Here is a 16933-nt window from a genome sequence, read left to right as displayed (position 1 = left end):
TGTGCGGCTCGCCCGGCAACGGCCCGGTCCGACTCGTCGGCGTCCGGTGACGCGACGCCACCATGCACGGCCCCGTCCGGCCGGTCCCGCCCGACTTCTCTCACTTGTTTCTCCTGAGGTTCGCCGGCGGCGTGCGGCGGAATCGGTGACGATTCGCGCCGTACGCCGTCCGTCCTACTCACGCACGTGGGCGGTGGCCCCCGAGCTCACACGCCGCCGGAGACCGCACGCACGTGATCCAGCTACGCCGTCGCAGATCCCCAGGACGCGCGGGAATCGCTTCGGGCCGCGCTGACCGTCGCGCTAGGCAGGATCACAGCCGTAGCCATAGTCCGTGCCGCCCTGGTCTCCGTAGTCGCCGGGCTTACCGGGCTTGCCCGGCTTGCACCCATGGCCGTTTCCACCGGTGGTCCCGGCGGTCGTCGCACCGGTGGTCCCGGCGGTCGTCGCACCCGTGGTCCCGGCGGTCGTCGCACCCGTGGTGCCGGCCGTCGTCGCACCCGTGGTGCCGGCCGTCGTCGCACCCGTGGTGCCGGCCGTCGTCGCACCCGTGGTGCCAGCGGTCGTCGCGCCCGTGGTGCCAGCGGTCGTCGCGCCCGTGGTGCCAGCGGTCGTCGCACCCGTGGTCCCGGCCGTCGTCGCACCCGTGGTCCCGGCCGTCGTCGCGCCGGTCGTGCCGGCCGTCGTGGTGCCCGTGGTGCCAGCGGTCGTCGCACCCGTGGTCCCGGCCGTCGTCGCACCGGTCGTGCCGGCCGTCGTGGTGCCCGTGGTCCCGGCGGTCGTCGCACCCGTGGTCCCGGCCGTCGTGGTGCCCGTCGTGCCGGCCGTCGTGGTGCCCGTCGTCCCAGCGGTGGTCGTGGTGCCCGTCGTCCCAGCGGTCGTGGTGCCCGTGGTCCCGGCCGTCGTGGTGCCCGTGGTCCCGCCCGCGCACTGTGGCCGGGTGATCGTGTTGGTGTCCAGCGTCACGGCCCCGTTACGGGCCAGCGCCCGCCCGTCGATCGTCGCGCCCGTCGTAGCAGAGATCGACGTCAGGGCCAGGATGTTGCCGACAAAGGTGGAGTTGGTGCCGAGGGTGGCTGAACTGCCGACCTTCCAGAACACATTGCACGGCGAGGCACCGTTGATGAGGAGCACCCGGCTGGCAGACGCCGTTGTCAGACTCGAACCGACCTGGAACACCCAGACCGCGTTGGGATCCTCCTGGGCGTCCAGGGTGAGAGTGCCGGTGAGCCCGAGAGTGGAGGAAGCGGTGTAGACGCCCGGAACCAGCGTCAGGCCACCAGCGTCCGCAGGAAGGGCACCGTCGGTGGCCTGTCCGGCAGCGTCGTTGTACGCCGTGACCAGGTCGGTCTGGGCCTGGTCGGCCACGGCGTCCGCAGAGTGCTGCGCCCCGTTCACCAGGCCGGGAGGGAATCCGGTGATGGACGTCCCCGGACTCACTCCGAGATCCCCGGTGACCACCGAGGGACCGGTGTTGGTGACGGCCGAACCGGCCAGTACCGCAAAGCTGTCCGCCGTGCCCAGCGGCACGGGTGTGGCGACGGCACTTGCCTGCGTCGGCGTCACAGCGACTACGACAGCGGCGATCACCACAGCAAGTGCCGCCGCGATCCAGACCGACAACGTGCGCCGTAGCGGCGCGACAGGGATATTCAGCGTCATCGAGGGGTCAACTCCTGTGAGGGGATGGTGACGTTGTTCGGCGTTTCCTAAGCGCACAGAATCGCCACGTGTCTACCGCTGGCATATTACTCAGGAACGTAGGTCTGGTTACGATGCATCCGAGTGGTTTCGCCAAACTCGCGAGCGATCGCAAATGCACAGAAATGCCTGGTGGGCCGAATGGCGTCAACTGTCCACCCTGACGGGCGAGGACTGCATCACCAAAGAGGACTGCTTCTCCAGGAGAGGCAGCCGGCGATCCTCCAGGCAACATGAGTCTGGTAGACCCATGCCGCGATCACGCCGCCAGGTCGGGAAATTCGACGGTGTGACCGATCCAAGAGTTCAGGACTACGCAGCACACGAGCACAGCCGAGCCGAATAAATCACACTAATCCAATTGCAGATTAGTTCGCTTACACCGGACCCGCGGAAGACCGACTCCAGTGCCGCCAGAGACGTTGCCTCGGTTCTCACCCACTCGGATAGCGTTCGCAGTTGGAGAAAGCAGTACTCGCTTCACCGATGCCGAAGGTGAGCCGGACTCCGTCGCATTCGGCTCGTTCCACCTCATCGGCATGCGGCCTTAAGTGGCTGATCGTCCCTACGAGTGACTGGAGTGTTAAAGGCCTACGCAGGTGGAACAAACGCGTAAGCAGCGATGTGCCCGGGCGATCCTGACTCCGGTCACCTCGGATATCGGGACGGGAGGAAGCCGTACGCTGTACGCGCCCCTGCCGTTCCTCCGGTGGTCGGCCACAGGGGTGGGCTGCACGGGCCGCCGGTTCACGCATGGGCGGCGGCCCGCGTGTCCCCTACCCCCGCCACGTGTTGGGATTCTGATACGGCGCACGCCTATGTCAGCGGTGCCCGCTCCGCGCCGGCGTCGGACTGGTGCCACAGAAGGGGTGCCCCTCACGGAGGTGAGTAGGGGATCGATTCGGTGGAGGCTGGTGCTGCCGCGTCGGACTTGCCGGTGGATCAGCTGAGTCAGTGCGGTGCGAAGAGCATGCGGACGGCGAGCGCGGTGATCACGGTGCTGGAGGCCAGGGCGGTGACGAGCCGCCCGCGGCTGCCGGTCAGGAGCCTGCCGAGCAGTGCGCCACCGCCGGCCAGAAGCAGTTGCCAGCTGGCGGACGCCGCGAAGGCGGCCAGCACGAACACGGCCTGTTCCATGGGCTCCGGTTCCCCCGTGGCCTGGTTGCCGAGCACGAGAGCCGCGAAGTAGATCACGGTGACGGGGTTCATCATCGTGATTCCCCACAGCCCGACATAGGCCCGCGCCGGGCCGACGGGAGCTTCTTCGGTCCCGGTTGCCGTCTGTGGTCGGCGGTGGCGGATGATCGCCGTGACCGCGCCATGGACCGCCAGTGCGATGAGGACCACGGCGGCGGCCCCTCGCAGGGGGTGCATGACCGGCTCGATGGCGCGGGCCAGCGCCGAGCCTCCGATCACGGCGATCAGCGCATAGAGGCCGTCCGCGGTCGCGACACCGAGTGCGGCGAAGGCGCCGGTCTTCAAGGAGGTCCGAGCGGTCAGGGCCACCAGATACGTCGCGACCGCTCCCACGGGCACGGCGATGCCATAGCCGGCGAGGAGCCCCGCGACCAGGGCCGCGCTCATGCGTGGACGGGCGTCGGCCTCCGCGGTCGGCCGGTCTGCTGCTGGACGCGCACCGATCGGACGGCGGCGGTCGGCGGCAGGAAGGCGGCGATCGTGGTCATGGGCAGATCCTGACGGCAGTGCGGCGGCCCGGACAACCCGTTTTCGGAAGGGGTCCGAGGGACTCGGCCGGAAGGCCGGCGGCGGCCGCAAACGCCCCGAGCACATCCCGGCGCCCCGGACAGCCGCAGGCTCCCGAAGCCCCGTCTCCCCGAGCACGCGTGGGGGCGCCCCTCGGCGAGGGGCGCCCCCACGTTGTGCGGGTCGGTCGGTGGGGTCAGCTGTCGCCCTCGCGGGTGCCCAGCGTCAGCTCCGCCGTGTGCTCCTGGCCGCCGCGCTTGTAGGTGATCGTGACCTTGTCGCCCGGCTCGTGGGTCCAGATCTCGCCGATCAGGGTCGGGCCGCTGTCGATCACGTGGTCGTCCAGCTTGGTGATCACGTCCCCGGGCTTGAGGCCGGCCTTGTCCGCCGGTCCGCCCGACTCGACCGCCGCGGAGCCGTCCGCACCCTGGTCGGTGATCTTCGCCCCGTCGGTGGAGTCCTCCGTGGAGACGGATGCACCGATCTTGGCGTACACGGGCTTGCCCGTCTTGATCAGCTGCTGGGCGACGTACTTGGCCTGGTTGATCGGGATGGCGAAGCCGAGGCCGATCGAGCCGGACTGGCCGGAGCCGAAGCCGCCGCTGCTGGAGGACTGGATCGCCGAGTTGATGCCGATGACCGCGCCGGAGGCGTTCAGCAGCGGGCCGCCGGAGTTGCCCGGGTTGATCGATGCGTCGGTCTGCAGGGCGCTCATGTAGGACGGTTTGCTGCTGGAGCTGCCGTCGCTGGAGGCCACGGGGCGGTCCTTGGCGCTGATGATGCCGGTCGTCACCGTGTTGGACAGGCCGAAGGGCGCGCCGATGGCGATGGTCTCGTCGCCGACGGCCACCTTGTCGGAGTCACCGAGGGCGAGGGGCTTGAGGTCCGAGGGGGCGTTCTTGAGCTTGATGACGGCGACGTCGTAGCCCTGGGCGTGGCCGACGACCTCGGCGTTGTACTTCTTGCCGTTCGGGAAGGTGGCCGTCAGCTTGCCGCCGTCCACCGCGTCGGCCACCACGTGGTTGTTGGTGACGATGTGGCCCTGGGTGTCGAAGACGAACCCGGTGCCGGTGCCGCCGTCGCCGTTGCTGCTCTCCGCCTCGATGGTGACCGTGCTGGGCAGCGCCTTGGTCGCGACGTTGGCGATGGTGCCGGGGGCGCGCTTGACCTGCGCGGCGCTGTTGTCGGAGGCCGAGACGGTGGTGGAGCCGTTGCTGTCGTTGTTCTTGGCCAGGGTGTAGCCGAGGCCTCCGCCCAGGCCGCCCGCGACCAGTGCGGCCACCAGGACCGCGGCGACCAGCCCGCCGCGCCCGCTGCGGGGCTTGGGGGCGGGCTGCTGGTACGACGCTCCCCAGCCGGCGCCGCCCGCGCCGCCGAAGCCACCGGCACCAGCGCCGTCGAAACCACCGGCACCGGCGTCCCCGTAGGACGGGGTGGAGGGCGGCGGGGGCGCCCAGGAGCCGTCCGGGGCCGGGCCGGCCGGGCTCCCCTGGTGTGCCGGGGCCTGTCCGGCGGGCGCCGGGCCCTGCTCGGCCGTGGCGGCCGCGGCGGGGGCGTCCTGGGGCACCGGCGGGAGCGGAGCCGTCGGCGCGTTCCCCTCGGGCGAGGGGCCTTGCGGGGGAGCCGCGGGAGTGGCCACCGGCACGGGAGGTGCGGACGGGGCCGGGGGTACCGCGTTGCCCTCGTTCTCGGTGCTCACAGCTCTTCTCCTCGATCCACGCCTGTTGTCGTCGGTCGCGCTTGCTCTGCAGTCAGCTTTTCCCACGAGCCGTCAGAGCACCATAAGCCGTGGCTGTGGGTCCGAGGCTCCCCTTTATATGGGATCTTTTAGGCAAAAGTTGCATAAACGAGCATGATGCATATCCCCGTTCGTCGCACGGCCGCGTCCGTGCCGCCACGCATACCCGGCGGCGGTGGCACCATGACGCGGTGACCCACGCACGACAGCACTCCATCCAGGTCGTCGCCCACCGGGGCGCCTCCGAGGAAGCGCCCGAGCACACCCTCGCCGCCTACCGGAAGGCCATCGAGGACGGCGCGGACGCTCTCGAGTGCGATGTACGGCTGACCGCGGACGGACATCTGGTCTGCGTCCACGACCGGCGGGTGAACCGTACCTCCAACGGCCGCGGCGCCGTCTCCGCGCTGGAGCTGGCCGATCTCGCCGCCCTCGACTTCGGCTCCTGGAAGACGCGCGAGGCCTGGCGCGGGCGGGACGAGGAGCCCGACTGGGAGAACCGGCCGGAGGACCCCGAGGACACCTCCGTGCTCACCCTGGAGCGGCTGCTGGAGCTGGTCGCGGACGCCGGGCGGCGGGTGGAGCTGGCCATCGAGACCAAGCACCCCACGCGCTGGGCGGGCCAGGTCGAGGAGCGGCTGCTGGCGCTGCTGAAGCGGTTCGGCCTGGACGCACCGGCCTCCGCCGCCGACTCCCCGGTCCGGATCATGAGTTTCTCGGCACGTTCGCTGCACCGCGTGCGTGCGTCCGCGCCGACGCTGCCGACGGTCTATCTGATGCAGTTCGTCTCCCCACGGCTGCGCGACGGGCGGCTGCCCGCGGGCGTGCGGATCGCGGGCCCCTCGATCCGTATCGTGCGCAGCCACCCCACGTACGTGGAGCGGCTGAAACGAGCCGGTCACCAGGTCCATGTGTGGACGGTGAACGAGCCCGAGGACGTGCAGCTGTGCCTGGACCTCGGCATCGACGCCATCATCACCAACCGCCCGCGCGCGGTACTGGACCAGCTCGGCCGCTGACGCGGGCGTCGCAAGCACCGTGACCGTCACAGGGAGTGCTCCGGCGCGTTCGCTCCGTACAGGGTCGTTTCGAATGCGTCAGCGGAAGGTGATTGGCCGGTTTCCGGTTCAGGCCGATGGGGCATCCACACCGTGGCGTGGGGCGAAGGAGGTCTCGGGGGTGGCGTTGGTGGTGGCACAGGAGGTGCCCACGTCGTCGAGCATGGCCGTGCCCCATGGCCCTGCGGGCGTGGGGGAGGCGCGGCACCGGATGCGCGCGCAGCTGCGGAGCGGTGGCGTATCGGAGTCGGTCATCGACGATGCCGTACTGGTCCTTTCGGAACTGCTGAGCAATGCCTGCAAACACGGCCGGCCCCTGGGCGACGCGCCGGCCGGGGACGGTGCCGTCCGCGCCGCGTGGCGGGTCGACACGCGGGGCCGGCTCATCGTGGAGGTGACGGACGGTGGCGGCCCCACCCGCCCGGCGCCCGCCACCCCGTCGGTGACCGCGCACGGCGGGCGGGGACTGAACATCATCACGGCCCTCGCCGACGACTGGGGTGTCCGGGACGACGTCCGGGGCGAGGTGACGGTCTGGGTGGTGGTCCACGAGGACGTCCACGATCCCGACGCCGGGTGCCGACCTGACGCTTTCGCTACGCGCGTCACCACCCCGTCGCTTCCGCACATGGCCGGCCTGGACTTCGCGGACGCCTTCGAGGACCTGGACTGAACGGTCCGGGCCGAATCCCGCCGCACCGGGACGCGCGGATGGTCCACAGGTTCACACCAGTGGCGTCGAGCGCGCGTGCGTTGTCCACAGGTTCCCGTCGGTGATGGCCTGAACGGCTAGGCTCCCGCCGTACGAGAAGAGCCGTAACCGGGAGACACCCACGATGGCCAAGAAGCGACCCCAGACGAAGGCCAAGCGGCCGCAGCTCAGCGACGGGGCCCGCGCCGCAGGCGCTGATGGACAGGTTCCGGTTGTCGGCGCCCGCGAGCCCTGCCCCTGCGGCAGCGGCCGGCGCTACAAGGCGTGCCACGGCCGGGCGGCGGCGCACGCCGTGACCGAGCTGGTGCAGCGTCCGTTCGAGGGACTGCCGGGCGAGTGCGACTGGGTGGCCCTGCGTGAGCTGGTCCCAGCCGCGACGGCCGAGCTGACCCTCAAGGACGGCCTGCCCGAGGGCGTCCCGTCGGTCACCCTCGCCACGGTGCTGCCGATGGCCTGGCCCGCGCTGCGCCGCGACGACGGCTCGGTGCTGATCGGCCTGCAGAACGACACGGCGTCCGGCGACATCAGCCGCGACCTCGCCGACACCCTCCTGCGGGCGCTGGAGGCGGAGCCCGGCACCCCGGTGCAGGGCCGCCGTGCCCCCACCGGCGGTCCGCGGCTGCAGGACCTGCTCGATGCCGAGGCCCCGTTCGAGCCGGTCGTGCACAGCGGCTTCGAGTTCTGGGTACCGGACGCGGAGAACGCCACCCCGGAGGTGACCGCCTCCCTGGAGCGGGCCAACGCCGCCGCCATCCCTACGGTGAAGCTGGCCGGAGTGGACGCCGCGTACTGGTGCCGGACCCCGGAGAAGAACCACCTGCGCTGGGTGATGCCCCACCCGGAGGAGCGGCTTCTGGACGCTCTCGCGCGGCTGCACGCGGCGGGCCGCTCCAGCCTCGGGGAGGGCACCCGGCTCGTGGGCTCCTTCCGTGCTCACGGCCTCATCGTGCCGGTCTGGGACCTGCCGAGCGGGGTCTCGGCGGAGGACGTGGAGAAGCCGGCCGCCGAGTTCGCCGAGCGCCTCGCCGCCGCTCTCGCCGTCCAGGAGCCGCTCACGGCGGACGAGCGCCGGGCGCGCGGCGGACTGACCAACCGGCAGGTCACGCTCAGCTGAGGCCCCCCGCGCGCGCTCACGGCTGACCGGTCGGTCAGCCGTGACGACGGTCCGCGCAACAGGTGACGCCTGTCACAACTCACCGTCGTGGCAGGGAGATCGGTGGCCGAATGACCCGGACCGAATTTGCGAACCGCCGATCTCTTGTTACCGTTCCTGTATCCCGGTTGCTGGTGCATCCCCCGTCGCCAGCAACCGGGTCTTTCCATGTCCGCACCCGGTGTACGCCGGGTTGCTGAGCGTCAACTGCCGTTCATGCCTCAGGAGTTGCTGCCCGAGCGCAGCAGCAGCGCGCCGCCGGGCCCGCGTTGGGCGAACTCGGCGACGGCCGTGTAGGCGTCCGGTCGGCCCCGGCTGTGCTCGCGGGGTGTCTCACAGGTGGCGGGCTCGTCGTCGGCGCCCGTGACGCAGCGCATCTGCACGCTCCGGCCGCCCGGTCCCAGCAGGCTCAGCACGGAGTCCAGCGGCTCGCCGGTGGCGTTGCGGTAGTAGGTGCGCGCCCAGGTGTCCGCGCCCTGGGTCAGCACACAGGTCTGTGCCTCGATGCCCTCGGGCGAGGTGAGTTCGGGACCACAGCGGGCGGCGGTGGCGAGTCCCAGGCCGAGGATGAGGGGAGAGCGGCGGGGGGCGACGGAGGGGTCCTTGGCGTCGGCGTGCTCCCCGGCGCCCGTGCCGGGCGGCGGCGCGCCTGCGACCGCCCGTCCCGCGTCGCCCACCTGCCCCGCGGACGCCATGGCCAGCGGTAGCGCGACGGCGGCCGCCACGACGCCCACGAGGGCGAGCAGCCGGAGCTTTCGGGGTTCCGGCTCGCCGCGCAGCGGCTGTGGGGCGCGGTGGCCCCCGGAATGACGCGCCATGTGCGGAAGATAACGAGCGTCGGGGCCCGTCGGCCGCGTCCGCGCCCGACACCCCTACAACTCGGGTGCGCTCACACCCGTACGAGTGAGGGCGTCGACCACGGCGTCCACCACGGCCTCCACGTCGGGCACCCAGGGGGAGGCCGAGCCCGGCAGCGGGGCCCGCTCCCAGCGGACGGCGCCCTGGCCGGTCTCGGACGGGGGCAGCGCGACATAGCCGCCCTCGCCGTGGAAGCGCAGGGAGCCGGGCACGAAGTCCTTGGCGTACAGCAGTTCGCCCAGCTGCTCCATGGAGTACGGCTGCACCAGCAGCGACCAGCGGGTGGGCGAGGCGATCACCGGGCCGAGGCGCATGCCCCTCCGGTCCAGCAGGGCGAGGGCGCGGGACGCGGCGAGCGCCGGCAGGCTGACCGCACAGGGCGCCTTGCCGCCCGTGGCCAGGATGATCGGGGCGGTCGGCCGGTTGGTCCACCACCAGCGCACCATGCGGGCGTCGGTGGTGGCCGCGAGCAGGCCGGGGTCGAAGGGGTGGGCGCCGGGCACCGTGCACTCCGGGTCGGGGCAGGCGCAGCGGGCTCGCCCGCGCGGGTCCGGGGCCACGCCCGGGAGTACGGGCCACTGCCATTCCGTCGCAAAGGTCAGGGCCGCGCTGATCAGCTCAGGCCGCCCGCCGTTCCGCCTGGACAGGAGCCTGCGTCGCCTTCCGAGGATCTCGCGCATGAGCGCTCGTTCCTTTCCGTTGCACCGCTGGCAACACCGTGGACCACATCACACCATGTGTCGATCACTTCACTGGGCGTACCTGTTGGCGCATCACGCCCCCGCGCACGGCAGGGGGAACCCCAAGGGGTCGATCGTCGGCCGCTTCCGCTTCCATAGTGCGTCTATCAAAAGCACGGCTGCGGCGTGGGGGTGGCGAAGTATGGCGTTTTGCCGTCGCGCGTATTTCTCTCCGCCTCCGCCACGGGAGGATGGGGCTCGGCCGTCGGTGGCTATGACGCCCGGGTCCGTCGCCAGGTTCCGGGTGGCCCCCAACCACCCCTGGCCTTCTCCGAGTACGTACCCATCACGACCGCTGTGACGCTCCGTCGAGCAAGGCCAGTCGACCGCAATGAACCGATACCTAAGGTAGTTTTCAGCCAACTTGGCAGTAAGGCAAGGGCTTAGCGGAAAACCACACCCACCTCATGGACACCAGGAATCCCCGCAGGACAATGCTGGACATCCCCTCACGAGTGCGTGTACATGTGGAGACACTGCTAGCGCGCAGAATGACATGGGGGTTTGCGATGCTTTTGAGCAATACGCACCGGTCTGAAAGCCGGACGCCATGAACGCCCCGCACCCTCCGAAAGTGGCCGGAATCGATCCCACGGTCCCCACGCCCGCACACACTGTCGCGCCCACTTCCCCCACCCCAGGCGCCGGCCCCTCCCCGGACACCCGGCCGCCCGTCACGAACTCCCCCGCCCCACCCACCCCCGCTCCCGGCGCTCTGCTGCAGGACAGGCTGGCCGGCTGGGTCTCCGACCTGACCACCCTCCACGAACTCACCGAGCGGCTCTCCCGCACGCACGCGATGGACCCCGCCCTGCACGAGCTGCTGCGCGCCGGGGCGGCCCTCGTCGGCGCCCGCCGCGGCCTGGTCGTCCTGGAGCCCGGCGACGGACTCGGCCCCCGCACCACCCTCGGCCTCGGCCTCGGCCGTGCCGATCTCGGCCACCTCGAGACCGTCCCCCGCGGCGCGCTGCCGTACGACGCCGGCCAGGGCGCCGAGATCGTCCACCCCGACCTGTTCGCCGAGGAGGGACTCGACCCCCGCCACCGCGAGGTGGCCGCCCGCCTCGGTTACGCCGCCAGCTATGCCCTGCCCCTCGCCACCGACTCCGCCGGTCGCCTCGGCGCCGCCGTCTGGCTCTACGACGAACCGGCCGAGCCGCACGAGCGGCAGCGCCACCTCGCCGGCCTCTACGTCCGGCACGCCACCGAGCACCTCGCGCGGCTGCTGGAAGTGGAACGCACGCGTGCGCGTGCGGCGACCATCGCCGAGGAACTGCTCCCCTCCCGGCTGCCCCGCGTGGCCGGCGTCCAGCTCGCCGCCCGGCACCGCACCGGCCCGCGCGGCGGCGGCGACTGGTACGACGCGCTGCCGCTGCCGGACGCCGCCCTCGGCCTCTCCGTCGGCTCGGTCACCGGCTCCGGGCCCAGCGCGGTGGCCGCCATGGGCCGGCTGCGCGCGTCCCTGCGGGCGTACGCGGTGATGGAGGGCGAGGACCCGGTCGCCGTCCTGTCCGACCTGGAACTGCTGCTGCGGCTGACCGAGCCGGCCCGCTCCGCCACCGCCCTGTTCGCCTACTGCGAGCCCGCCCTGCGCAAGGTCACCCTGGCCGGTGCCGGGCACAGCCCGCCGCTGCTGATCGGCGAGCGGCGCACCGAGTTCGCCGAGACCTCCGTCTCCGCGCCGCTCGGCATGCTCGCCTGCTGGGAGGCGCCCAGCGCGGAGATCCAGGCGGAGGCCGGGGAGACGGTCCTGCTCTACACCGACGGGCTGCTGCACCGTACCGGCGACCCCATGGACCGGGCCTTCGCCCGGCTGCACGCGGCCGCCGCGAGCGTCCCGCGCACGGTGCGGCACGATCCCGGTGCCGTCGCCGACCACGTCCTGCGCACCGTCCTGCCGGACGGTCTGGACACCGCCGACGGCGAGGAGGACGTGGTCCTGCTGGCGGCGCGCTTCGACTGAGCACCACGCCCGACCGTCGGCATGACCGGGCATAACAGGTCATCCGGCCTGGGTCGCTCGGGGTACGACCGTACGATGATGGAGGTCCCCGCTCGGCCACAAGCATGAGCGTCGCGGGCCCCGGGGGAGATCACATGGCGTATCGAGGAGGATCACGTGTCCGACGAGCTCAACCCGGCTGTGCCCGACTCTGCTACCGCAGAGGGCCCGGAAACCGAGTCCGAGGAGACCGTCAAGCAGCGGAAGAACGGCCTGTACCCGGGCGTCTCCGACGAGCTGGCCGACAACATGCGGTCCGGCTGGGCCGACACGGAGCTGCGTGACCTGACGCCGATCGAGCAGGCCGGGCACACCGCGCGCCGCCGTGCCGCGCTCTCCGCCCGCTTCCCGGGCGAGCGCCTGGTGATCCCGGCGGGCAACCTGAAGACCCGCTCGAACGACACCGAGTACCCCTTCCGCGCCTCCGTCGAGTACGCGTACCTCACCGGCAACCAGACCGAGGACGGCGTCCTCGTGCTGGAGCCCAAGGGCGACGGCCACGAGGCGACGATCTACCTGCTGCCCCGCTCCGACCGTGAGAACGGCGAGTTCTGGCTCTCCGGCCAGGGCGAGCTGTGGGTCGGCCGCCGGCACTCCCTCACCGAGTCCGAGGCGCTGTACGGCATCCCGGCCGCCGACGTGCGCGAGCTGCCCGAGAAGCTGCGCGAGGCCACCGGCCCGGTGCGGGTCGTGCGCGGCTACGACGCCGGCATCGAGACGGCCCTGACCGACAAGGTCACCGCCGAGCGCGACGAGGAGCTGCGCGTCTTCCTCTCCGAGGCCCGGCTGGTCAAGGACGAGTTCGAGATCGGCGAGCTGCAGAAGGCCGTCGACTCCACCGTGCGCGGTTTCGAGGACGTCGTGAAGGTCCTCGACAAGGCCGAGGCGACGTCCGAGCGCTACATCGAGGGCACCTTCTTCCTCCGCGCGCGCGTGGAGGGCAACGACGTCGGCTACGGCTCCATCTGCGCGGCCGGCCCGCACGCGTGCACCCTGCACTGGGTCCGCAACGACGGTCCCGTCCGCTCCGGCGACCTGCTCCTGCTCGACGCGGGCGTGGAGACGCACACGCTGTACACGGCCGACGTCACGCGCACGCTGCCGATCAACGGCACGTACAGCGAGATCCAGAAGAAGATCTACGACGCCGTGTACGAGGCCCAGGAGGCCGGTATCGCGGCCGTGAAGCCGGGCGCCAAGTACCGCGACTTCCACGACGCCGCCCAGCGCGTGCTCGCCGAGAGGCTCGTCGAGTGGGGCCTGCTCGAGGGCCCGGTCGAGCGCGTCCTGGAGCTGGGCCTGCAGCGCCGCTGGACCCTGCACGGCACCGGCCACATGCTCGGCATGGACGTCCACGACTGCGCGGCCGCGCGCGTGGAGACGTACGTCGACGGCACGCTGGAGCCGGGCATGGTGCTCACCGTCGAGCCGGGCCTGTACTTCCAGGCCGACGACCTGACGGTCCCGCGGGAGTACCGGGGCATCGGCGTGCGCATCGAGGACGACATCCTCGTCACGGAGGACGGCAACCGGAACCTCTCCGCGGGGCTGCCGCGCCGCTCCGACGAGGTCGAGGCGTGGATGGCGTCGCTGAAGGGTTGATAAGACACTGATGGCCGGGCACCCGAGCGGAGCCCGGCCATCGGCGTGTTCGTAGGCGTGCGAAGGCTTCACGTGCCTAGGGGGAGGGTGTTCGTGGACGACTTCTGGTCCGGTGTGGGGGTGGACCTGCATCTCGAGCCCGACGCGGCGGACGGCCGCCGGGTCGGGCTCGAGCGGGCCCTCAGGGACGCCGTGCGCGACGGGCGGCTCGCGCCCGGCACCCGGCTGCCCGCGACCCGGCGCCTCGCGGCCGAACTCGGCATCTCGCGGGGCACCGCGAAGGCGGCCTACGACCAGCTCGTGGCCGAGGGTTATCTGACGGCCCGGCAGGGCTCGGGCACCCGGGTCGCCTCGCTGCCCTCCGTCGACTCCGCGGCACCGCGGACGCACGCACACGCGCGTGCCCCGCGTTTCGATCTGCGCCCCGGCAGCCCGGACGTCGGCGCGTTCCCGGCGGCGGCCTGGCTGCGCGCGCTGCGCCGCGCCATAGCGACGGCGCCCTCCCTGGCGTACGACTACGGCGACCCGCGCGGACGGCTCGAACTGCGCGCCGCGCTCTCCGGCTACCTGGGGCGGGCACGCGGGGTGCTCGCGCCGCCGGAGCGGATCGTCATCACCTCCGGGTACGTCCAGGGCCTCGCGCTCCTCACGCGCGTGCTGGACGGCGCCGCCGTGGCCATGGAGGACCCCGGGCTGCCCTTCCACCGCGAGGTGGTGCGGCGCAACGGCGGCACCGTACGGCCCGTGCCCGTCGACGCGCGCGGGGTACGGCCCGGGGAACTGGGCGAGGCGGCCGCCGTGGTGGTCACGCCGGCCCACCAGTACCCGACCGGGGTGACCCTGCACCCCGAGCGGCGCCGCGCGCTCACCGACTGGGCACGCACGCATGGCGGGCTGATCGTCGAGGACGACTACGACGGCGAGTTCCGCTACGACCGGCAGCCGGTGGGCGCGCTGCAGGGCATGGCACCCGGCCAGGTGGTCTATCTGGGCACCGCGTCCAAGACGCTCGGTCCGGCCCTGCGCCTTGGCTGGATGGTGCTGCCGCCGCACCTGGTCGACGCCGTCGCCGACGCCAAGCTGCACAGCGACCACCACACCGAGACCATCGGGCAGCTGGCGCTCGCCGAGCTGATCGACAGCCACGCCTACGACCGGCACGTACGCGCGTGCCGCCTGCGCTACCGGCGCCGCCGGGACCTGCTCCTGGACCGGCTGGGGACGCAGCGGAGCGTGCGCGGGATCGCGGCGGGGCTGCACGCCCTGATCGACGTGCCCGACGAGGCGGAGGCGCTGGCCCGCGCGGAGGCGGAGGGCCTGGCGCTCTGCGCCCTCGGCGACCACTGGCACACCGCGGGCCCCGACCGGCCGCAGGGCCTGGTCGTCGGCTACGGCACCCCCCGCGAGCGGGCGTACCCGGAGACGCTTCAGGCGCTGGCGAAGGTGCTGGACCCGAGGCGCTGACGCATGCGGCCGGGGCCGGGGACAGACCGGCCGCAGATCCGGCCGGCCGCAGACCGACCCTGACCGGGTGTCAGAGGCGCCCGGCCGCCCTCACAGCACGGGGTCGCGATCGTGCAGGATCCGCTGGAAGAGCCGGCAGTCCCGCCAGGCGCCGTTGATGTGCAGGTAGTCGGGGGCCATCCCGATGGGTGCGAACCCGCACTTCTCCAGCACCCGCTGCGATCCGGTGTTGTCGAGCAGCGTGGACGCCTCGATGCGGTGCAGACCCACCGTGTCCCGCGCGATCCGGCACATCCGCCGCACGGCGGCACTGGCCAGACCGCGGTTCTGCTGGTCGGCGGCCACCCAGTACCCGACGTAGGCACTGCAGAACGGGCCCCGGGAGATCCCCGTCAGGGTGATGGCCCCGGCGATCCGGCCGTCCGCCGCCGCGAGCACCAGGGGCAGCACGGACCCCTCGGCGAACTGCCGCAGCAGCCCGTGCACGCGCTCGGACTGTCCCGCCACGGTGAAGAAGGACTCCGGTCTGACCGGCTCCCACGGTTGCAGATGCTTGCGGTTCGCCACATAGGCCGCGCACAGCGCGTCCACGTCCCCGCGCGCGAGCAGGCGCAGCGTCACACCGGCCGCTATCTCCTCGGTCTCGATACGCATGCGCGCACCCTAGGCGGTGCCGCACCCGAAGAGGACGGGGCCTCACACCGCCACGGGCGGCGCGTCCCCCCGCCACTTGAGCATCTTGTCGAAGCTGACCACCGTCCCGCCCCGGCCGGGCTTGGCGCCGATGTGCACGTGATCGGCGAGTTCCCGGATGAGACAGAGTCCGCGGCCGTGCTCGGCGTCCGGGCGGGCGGGCCGCAGGTCCTGGGTGCGGGTGAAACCTGGTCCGGAATCGGCCACCTCGATACGGCACTTCTCGCCGTCGAGGTACGCGGTCACCCGGTACGCCTCCGAGGCATCACCGGACGCCGACTCCCCGCCGTGCTCGACGGCGTTGGCGCAGGCCTCGCTCAGGGCGACGGACAGGTCGTAGGAGATCTCCGGGTCGACGCCCGCCGTCTCCATCGTGCCGATCAGCAGACGCCGGGCGAGAGGCACGCTCGCGGCCTCGCGGCGCAGATGGAGTGACCACCAGATGCTCATGCTCCAGCCTCCTGGCCGCGGCTCGACATACCGTTACGTATTGCCGCCCGTAAGGGGCCGTAAGCACTCCGTCGACGTGACTCCGCCCATCCGGTCGATGCGGCGAGGGAGGAATCGGTGTATGAGGGACGCGTCCGGCGACCTGCCGTACGCCTCCGGCAGGGACAGTGCAATGATGAGCCCGCCATGACTGCCCCCCACCCGCGCACGGCGCCTCCCGGAGCCGCGCTCCGGATCCTGCGGGCCGCGGTGTTCGCCGCGGTCTGCGTCGTGCTGGCCGCGGCCGGGCACACTCTGGCCTCCTGCGCGCGCGTGCCGCTGTGGACGCTGGGTGCGGGCTTCATCGGCTCCCTGCTGCTCGTGGCACCGTTCGCCGGGCGGACCCGCTCGCTGCCGGGCATCGCCGTGCTCCTCGCGTTCGGCCAGACCGTCCTGCACACGCTGTTCGGGCTGGGCCGGCCCGGGGTCGCGGCCATGGCCTCCGGCGGGATGCCGATGGGGGCTGCGGACGGATCGCTGAGCAACGCGGCGCTCGTCGAGCGGGCCGCCCGGCTGCTGTGCGGGTCCACCCCGTCGGCGCTCACCCCCGGACACGCCTACCGTCTTCTGCTCGACGCGCACCTCATCGACCCCTCGGGCCGAGCCGTGGGTGCCGTGCCGGCCGTGCATCACATGGCCGGCCCCACCGGCTCCTCGGCATCGCTGCTGCCCTCGCTGCCGATGCTGCTCGGCCACGTCCTCGCGGCCGTCGCCACGGGCTGGCTGCTGCGCCGGGGCGACCTCGCCGTGCTGCGGCTGATCGAACTGTCGGCGCACGGAGTCGCCGAGGGGGCGCTCATCCGGGCCCTTCGCGGGGCGCTCGCGCTGGCGCACGCCCTGTGCGCGGGGCTGCTGCCCACCGTCGAGCCCGGCCCGCGCGGCCGTCGTACCGACCGGGACGAGGCATCCTCCCCGCACACCACCGCGCTCCAGCACACGGTGATCCGGCGCGGCCCGCCCGCCGCTCTCGTCCTCGCCGCCTGACGCGACGCGACCACCGACGCACCGGAGCCGGAAAC

At 72.2% G+C, this 16933-nt stretch carries 14 protein-coding genes; 7 read left to right on the top strand and 7 right to left on the bottom strand.

Annotated elements, in window-relative coordinates:
• Positions 1 to 303 precede the first annotated feature (303 nt).
• The 3 genes from ACGFRF_RS15745 to ACGFRF_RS15735 all read right to left on the bottom strand — a co-directional run bounded on the left by ACGFRF_RS15745 (position 304) and on the right by ACGFRF_RS15735 (position 5104).
• Complete coding sequence (locus ACGFRF_RS15745; protein WP_393740084.1) at positions 304 to 1662, bottom strand: ice-binding family protein; 1359 nt, start codon at positions 1660 to 1662, stop codon at positions 304 to 306.
• 990 nt (positions 1663 to 2652) lie between these two features.
• The gene (locus tag ACGFRF_RS15740) at positions 2653 to 3285 is read right to left on the bottom strand and encodes a LysE family transporter (protein WP_393740082.1); all 633 of its coding nucleotides are present in this window, start codon (positions 3283 to 3285) and stop codon (positions 2653 to 2655) included.
• Positions 3286 to 3601: 316 nt separating this feature from the next.
• The gene (locus ACGFRF_RS15735; RefSeq protein WP_393740080.1) at positions 3602 to 5104 is read right to left on the bottom strand and encodes a trypsin-like peptidase domain-containing protein; all 1503 of its coding nucleotides are present in this window, start codon (positions 5102 to 5104) and stop codon (positions 3602 to 3604) included.
• A gap of 230 nt (positions 5105 to 5334) precedes the next feature.
• Here ACGFRF_RS15735 and ACGFRF_RS15730 point away from each other — a divergent pair, with 230 nt between their 5' ends.
• The 3 genes from ACGFRF_RS15730 to ACGFRF_RS15720 all read left to right on the top strand — a co-directional run bounded on the left by ACGFRF_RS15730 (position 5335) and on the right by ACGFRF_RS15720 (position 8027).
• Positions 5335 to 6162, top strand: coding sequence for a glycerophosphodiester phosphodiesterase (locus ACGFRF_RS15730; protein WP_393740078.1), 828 nt, complete (start codon positions 5335 to 5337; stop codon positions 6160 to 6162).
• A 73-nt stretch (positions 6163 to 6235) separates the two neighbouring features.
• On the top strand, positions 6236 to 6874 hold the full coding sequence (locus tag ACGFRF_RS15725; RefSeq protein ID WP_393740077.1) for an ATP-binding protein: 639 nt from the start codon (positions 6236 to 6238) through the stop codon (positions 6872 to 6874).
• 163 nt (positions 6875 to 7037) lie between these two features.
• Complete coding sequence (locus ACGFRF_RS15720; RefSeq protein WP_393740075.1) at positions 7038 to 8027, top strand: DUF5926 family protein; 990 nt, start codon at positions 7038 to 7040, stop codon at positions 8025 to 8027.
• Positions 8028 to 8287: 260 nt separating this feature from the next.
• On the opposite strand, the gene ACGFRF_RS15715 is transcribed toward ACGFRF_RS15720, so the two are convergent.
• Both ACGFRF_RS15715 and ACGFRF_RS15710 read right to left on the bottom strand, forming a co-directional pair.
• The gene (locus ACGFRF_RS15715; protein WP_393740073.1) at positions 8288 to 8884 is read right to left on the bottom strand and encodes a hypothetical protein; all 597 of its coding nucleotides are present in this window, start codon (positions 8882 to 8884) and stop codon (positions 8288 to 8290) included.
• Positions 8885 to 8938: 54 nt separating this feature from the next.
• Positions 8939 to 9604: a bifunctional DNA primase/polymerase gene (locus ACGFRF_RS15710; RefSeq protein ID WP_393740071.1), complete on the bottom strand. Its 666-nt coding sequence runs from the start codon at positions 9602 to 9604 to the stop codon at positions 8939 to 8941.
• Between the two features lie 634 nt (positions 9605 to 10238).
• On the opposite strand from ACGFRF_RS15710, the gene ACGFRF_RS15705 reads away from it, so the two are divergent.
• The 3 genes from ACGFRF_RS15705 (at position 10239) to ACGFRF_RS15695 (ending at position 14732) form a co-directional block, all read left to right on the top strand.
• Positions 10239 to 11627, top strand: coding sequence for a PP2C family protein-serine/threonine phosphatase (locus ACGFRF_RS15705; protein WP_393740069.1), 1389 nt, complete (start codon positions 10239 to 10241; stop codon positions 11625 to 11627).
• A gap of 156 nt (positions 11628 to 11783) precedes the next feature.
• The gene (locus tag ACGFRF_RS15700; protein ID WP_393740067.1) at positions 11784 to 13268 is read left to right on the top strand and encodes an aminopeptidase P family protein; all 1485 of its coding nucleotides are present in this window, start codon (positions 11784 to 11786) and stop codon (positions 13266 to 13268) included.
• Between the two features lie 93 nt (positions 13269 to 13361).
• Positions 13362 to 14732 (top strand): PLP-dependent aminotransferase family protein, encoded by a 1371-nt coding sequence (locus ACGFRF_RS15695; RefSeq protein WP_393740065.1) that lies wholly within the window; start codon positions 13362 to 13364, stop codon positions 14730 to 14732.
• A 90-nt stretch (positions 14733 to 14822) separates the two neighbouring features.
• On the opposite strand, the gene ACGFRF_RS15690 is transcribed toward ACGFRF_RS15695, so the two are convergent.
• The gene (locus tag ACGFRF_RS15690; RefSeq protein WP_393740063.1) at positions 14823 to 15386 is read right to left on the bottom strand and encodes a GNAT family N-acetyltransferase; all 564 of its coding nucleotides are present in this window, start codon (positions 15384 to 15386) and stop codon (positions 14823 to 14825) included.
• A gap of 42 nt (positions 15387 to 15428) precedes the next feature.
• Positions 15429 to 15875, bottom strand: coding sequence for an ATP-binding protein (locus ACGFRF_RS15685; protein ID WP_393740061.1), 447 nt, complete (start codon positions 15873 to 15875; stop codon positions 15429 to 15431).
• A 186-nt stretch (positions 15876 to 16061) separates the two neighbouring features.
• Between ACGFRF_RS15685 and ACGFRF_RS15680 the strand changes: the two genes are divergently transcribed.
• Positions 16062 to 16898 (top strand): hypothetical protein, encoded by an 837-nt coding sequence (locus ACGFRF_RS15680; RefSeq protein WP_393740059.1) that lies wholly within the window; start codon positions 16062 to 16064, stop codon positions 16896 to 16898.
• The last annotated feature ends 35 nt before the right edge of the window (positions 16899 to 16933 follow it).

Source organism: Streptomyces sp. NPDC048521 (assembly GCF_043199855.1).
Classification (GTDB): Bacteria; Actinomycetota; Actinomycetes; order Streptomycetales; family Streptomycetaceae; genus Streptomyces.
This window is presented reverse-complemented; position numbering and strand designations above follow the sequence as displayed.

What these genes read in the sequence shown, in the direction of transcription:
- ACGFRF_RS15680 (WP_393740059.1), top strand. Translation starts at nt 16,062, where the DNA reads ATGACTGCCCCCCACCCGCGCACGGCGCCTCCCGGAGCCGCGCTCCGG.
- ACGFRF_RS15685 (WP_393740061.1), bottom strand. Translation starts at nt 15,875, where the DNA reads ATGAGCATCTGGTGGTCACTCCATCTGCGCCGCGAGGCCGCGAGCGTG.
- ACGFRF_RS15745 (WP_393740084.1), bottom strand. Translation starts at nt 1,662, where the DNA reads ATGACGCTGAATATCCCTGTCGCGCCGCTACGGCGCACGTTGTCGGTC.
- ACGFRF_RS15720 (WP_393740075.1), top strand. Translation starts at nt 7,038, where the DNA reads ATGGCCAAGAAGCGACCCCAGACGAAGGCCAAGCGGCCGCAGCTCAGC.
- ACGFRF_RS15725 (WP_393740077.1), top strand. Translation starts at nt 6,236, where the DNA reads ATGCGTCAGCGGAAGGTGATTGGCCGGTTTCCGGTTCAGGCCGATGGG.
- ACGFRF_RS15715 (WP_393740073.1), bottom strand. Translation starts at nt 8,884, where the DNA reads ATGGCGCGTCATTCCGGGGGCCACCGCGCCCCACAGCCGCTGCGCGGC.
- ACGFRF_RS15690 (WP_393740063.1), bottom strand. Translation starts at nt 15,386, where the DNA reads ATGCGTATCGAGACCGAGGAGATAGCGGCCGGTGTGACGCTGCGCCTG.
- ACGFRF_RS15740 (WP_393740082.1), bottom strand. Translation starts at nt 3,285, where the DNA reads ATGAGCGCGGCCCTGGTCGCGGGGCTCCTCGCCGGCTATGGCATCGCC.
- ACGFRF_RS15710 (WP_393740071.1), bottom strand. Translation starts at nt 9,604, where the DNA reads ATGCGCGAGATCCTCGGAAGGCGACGCAGGCTCCTGTCCAGGCGGAAC.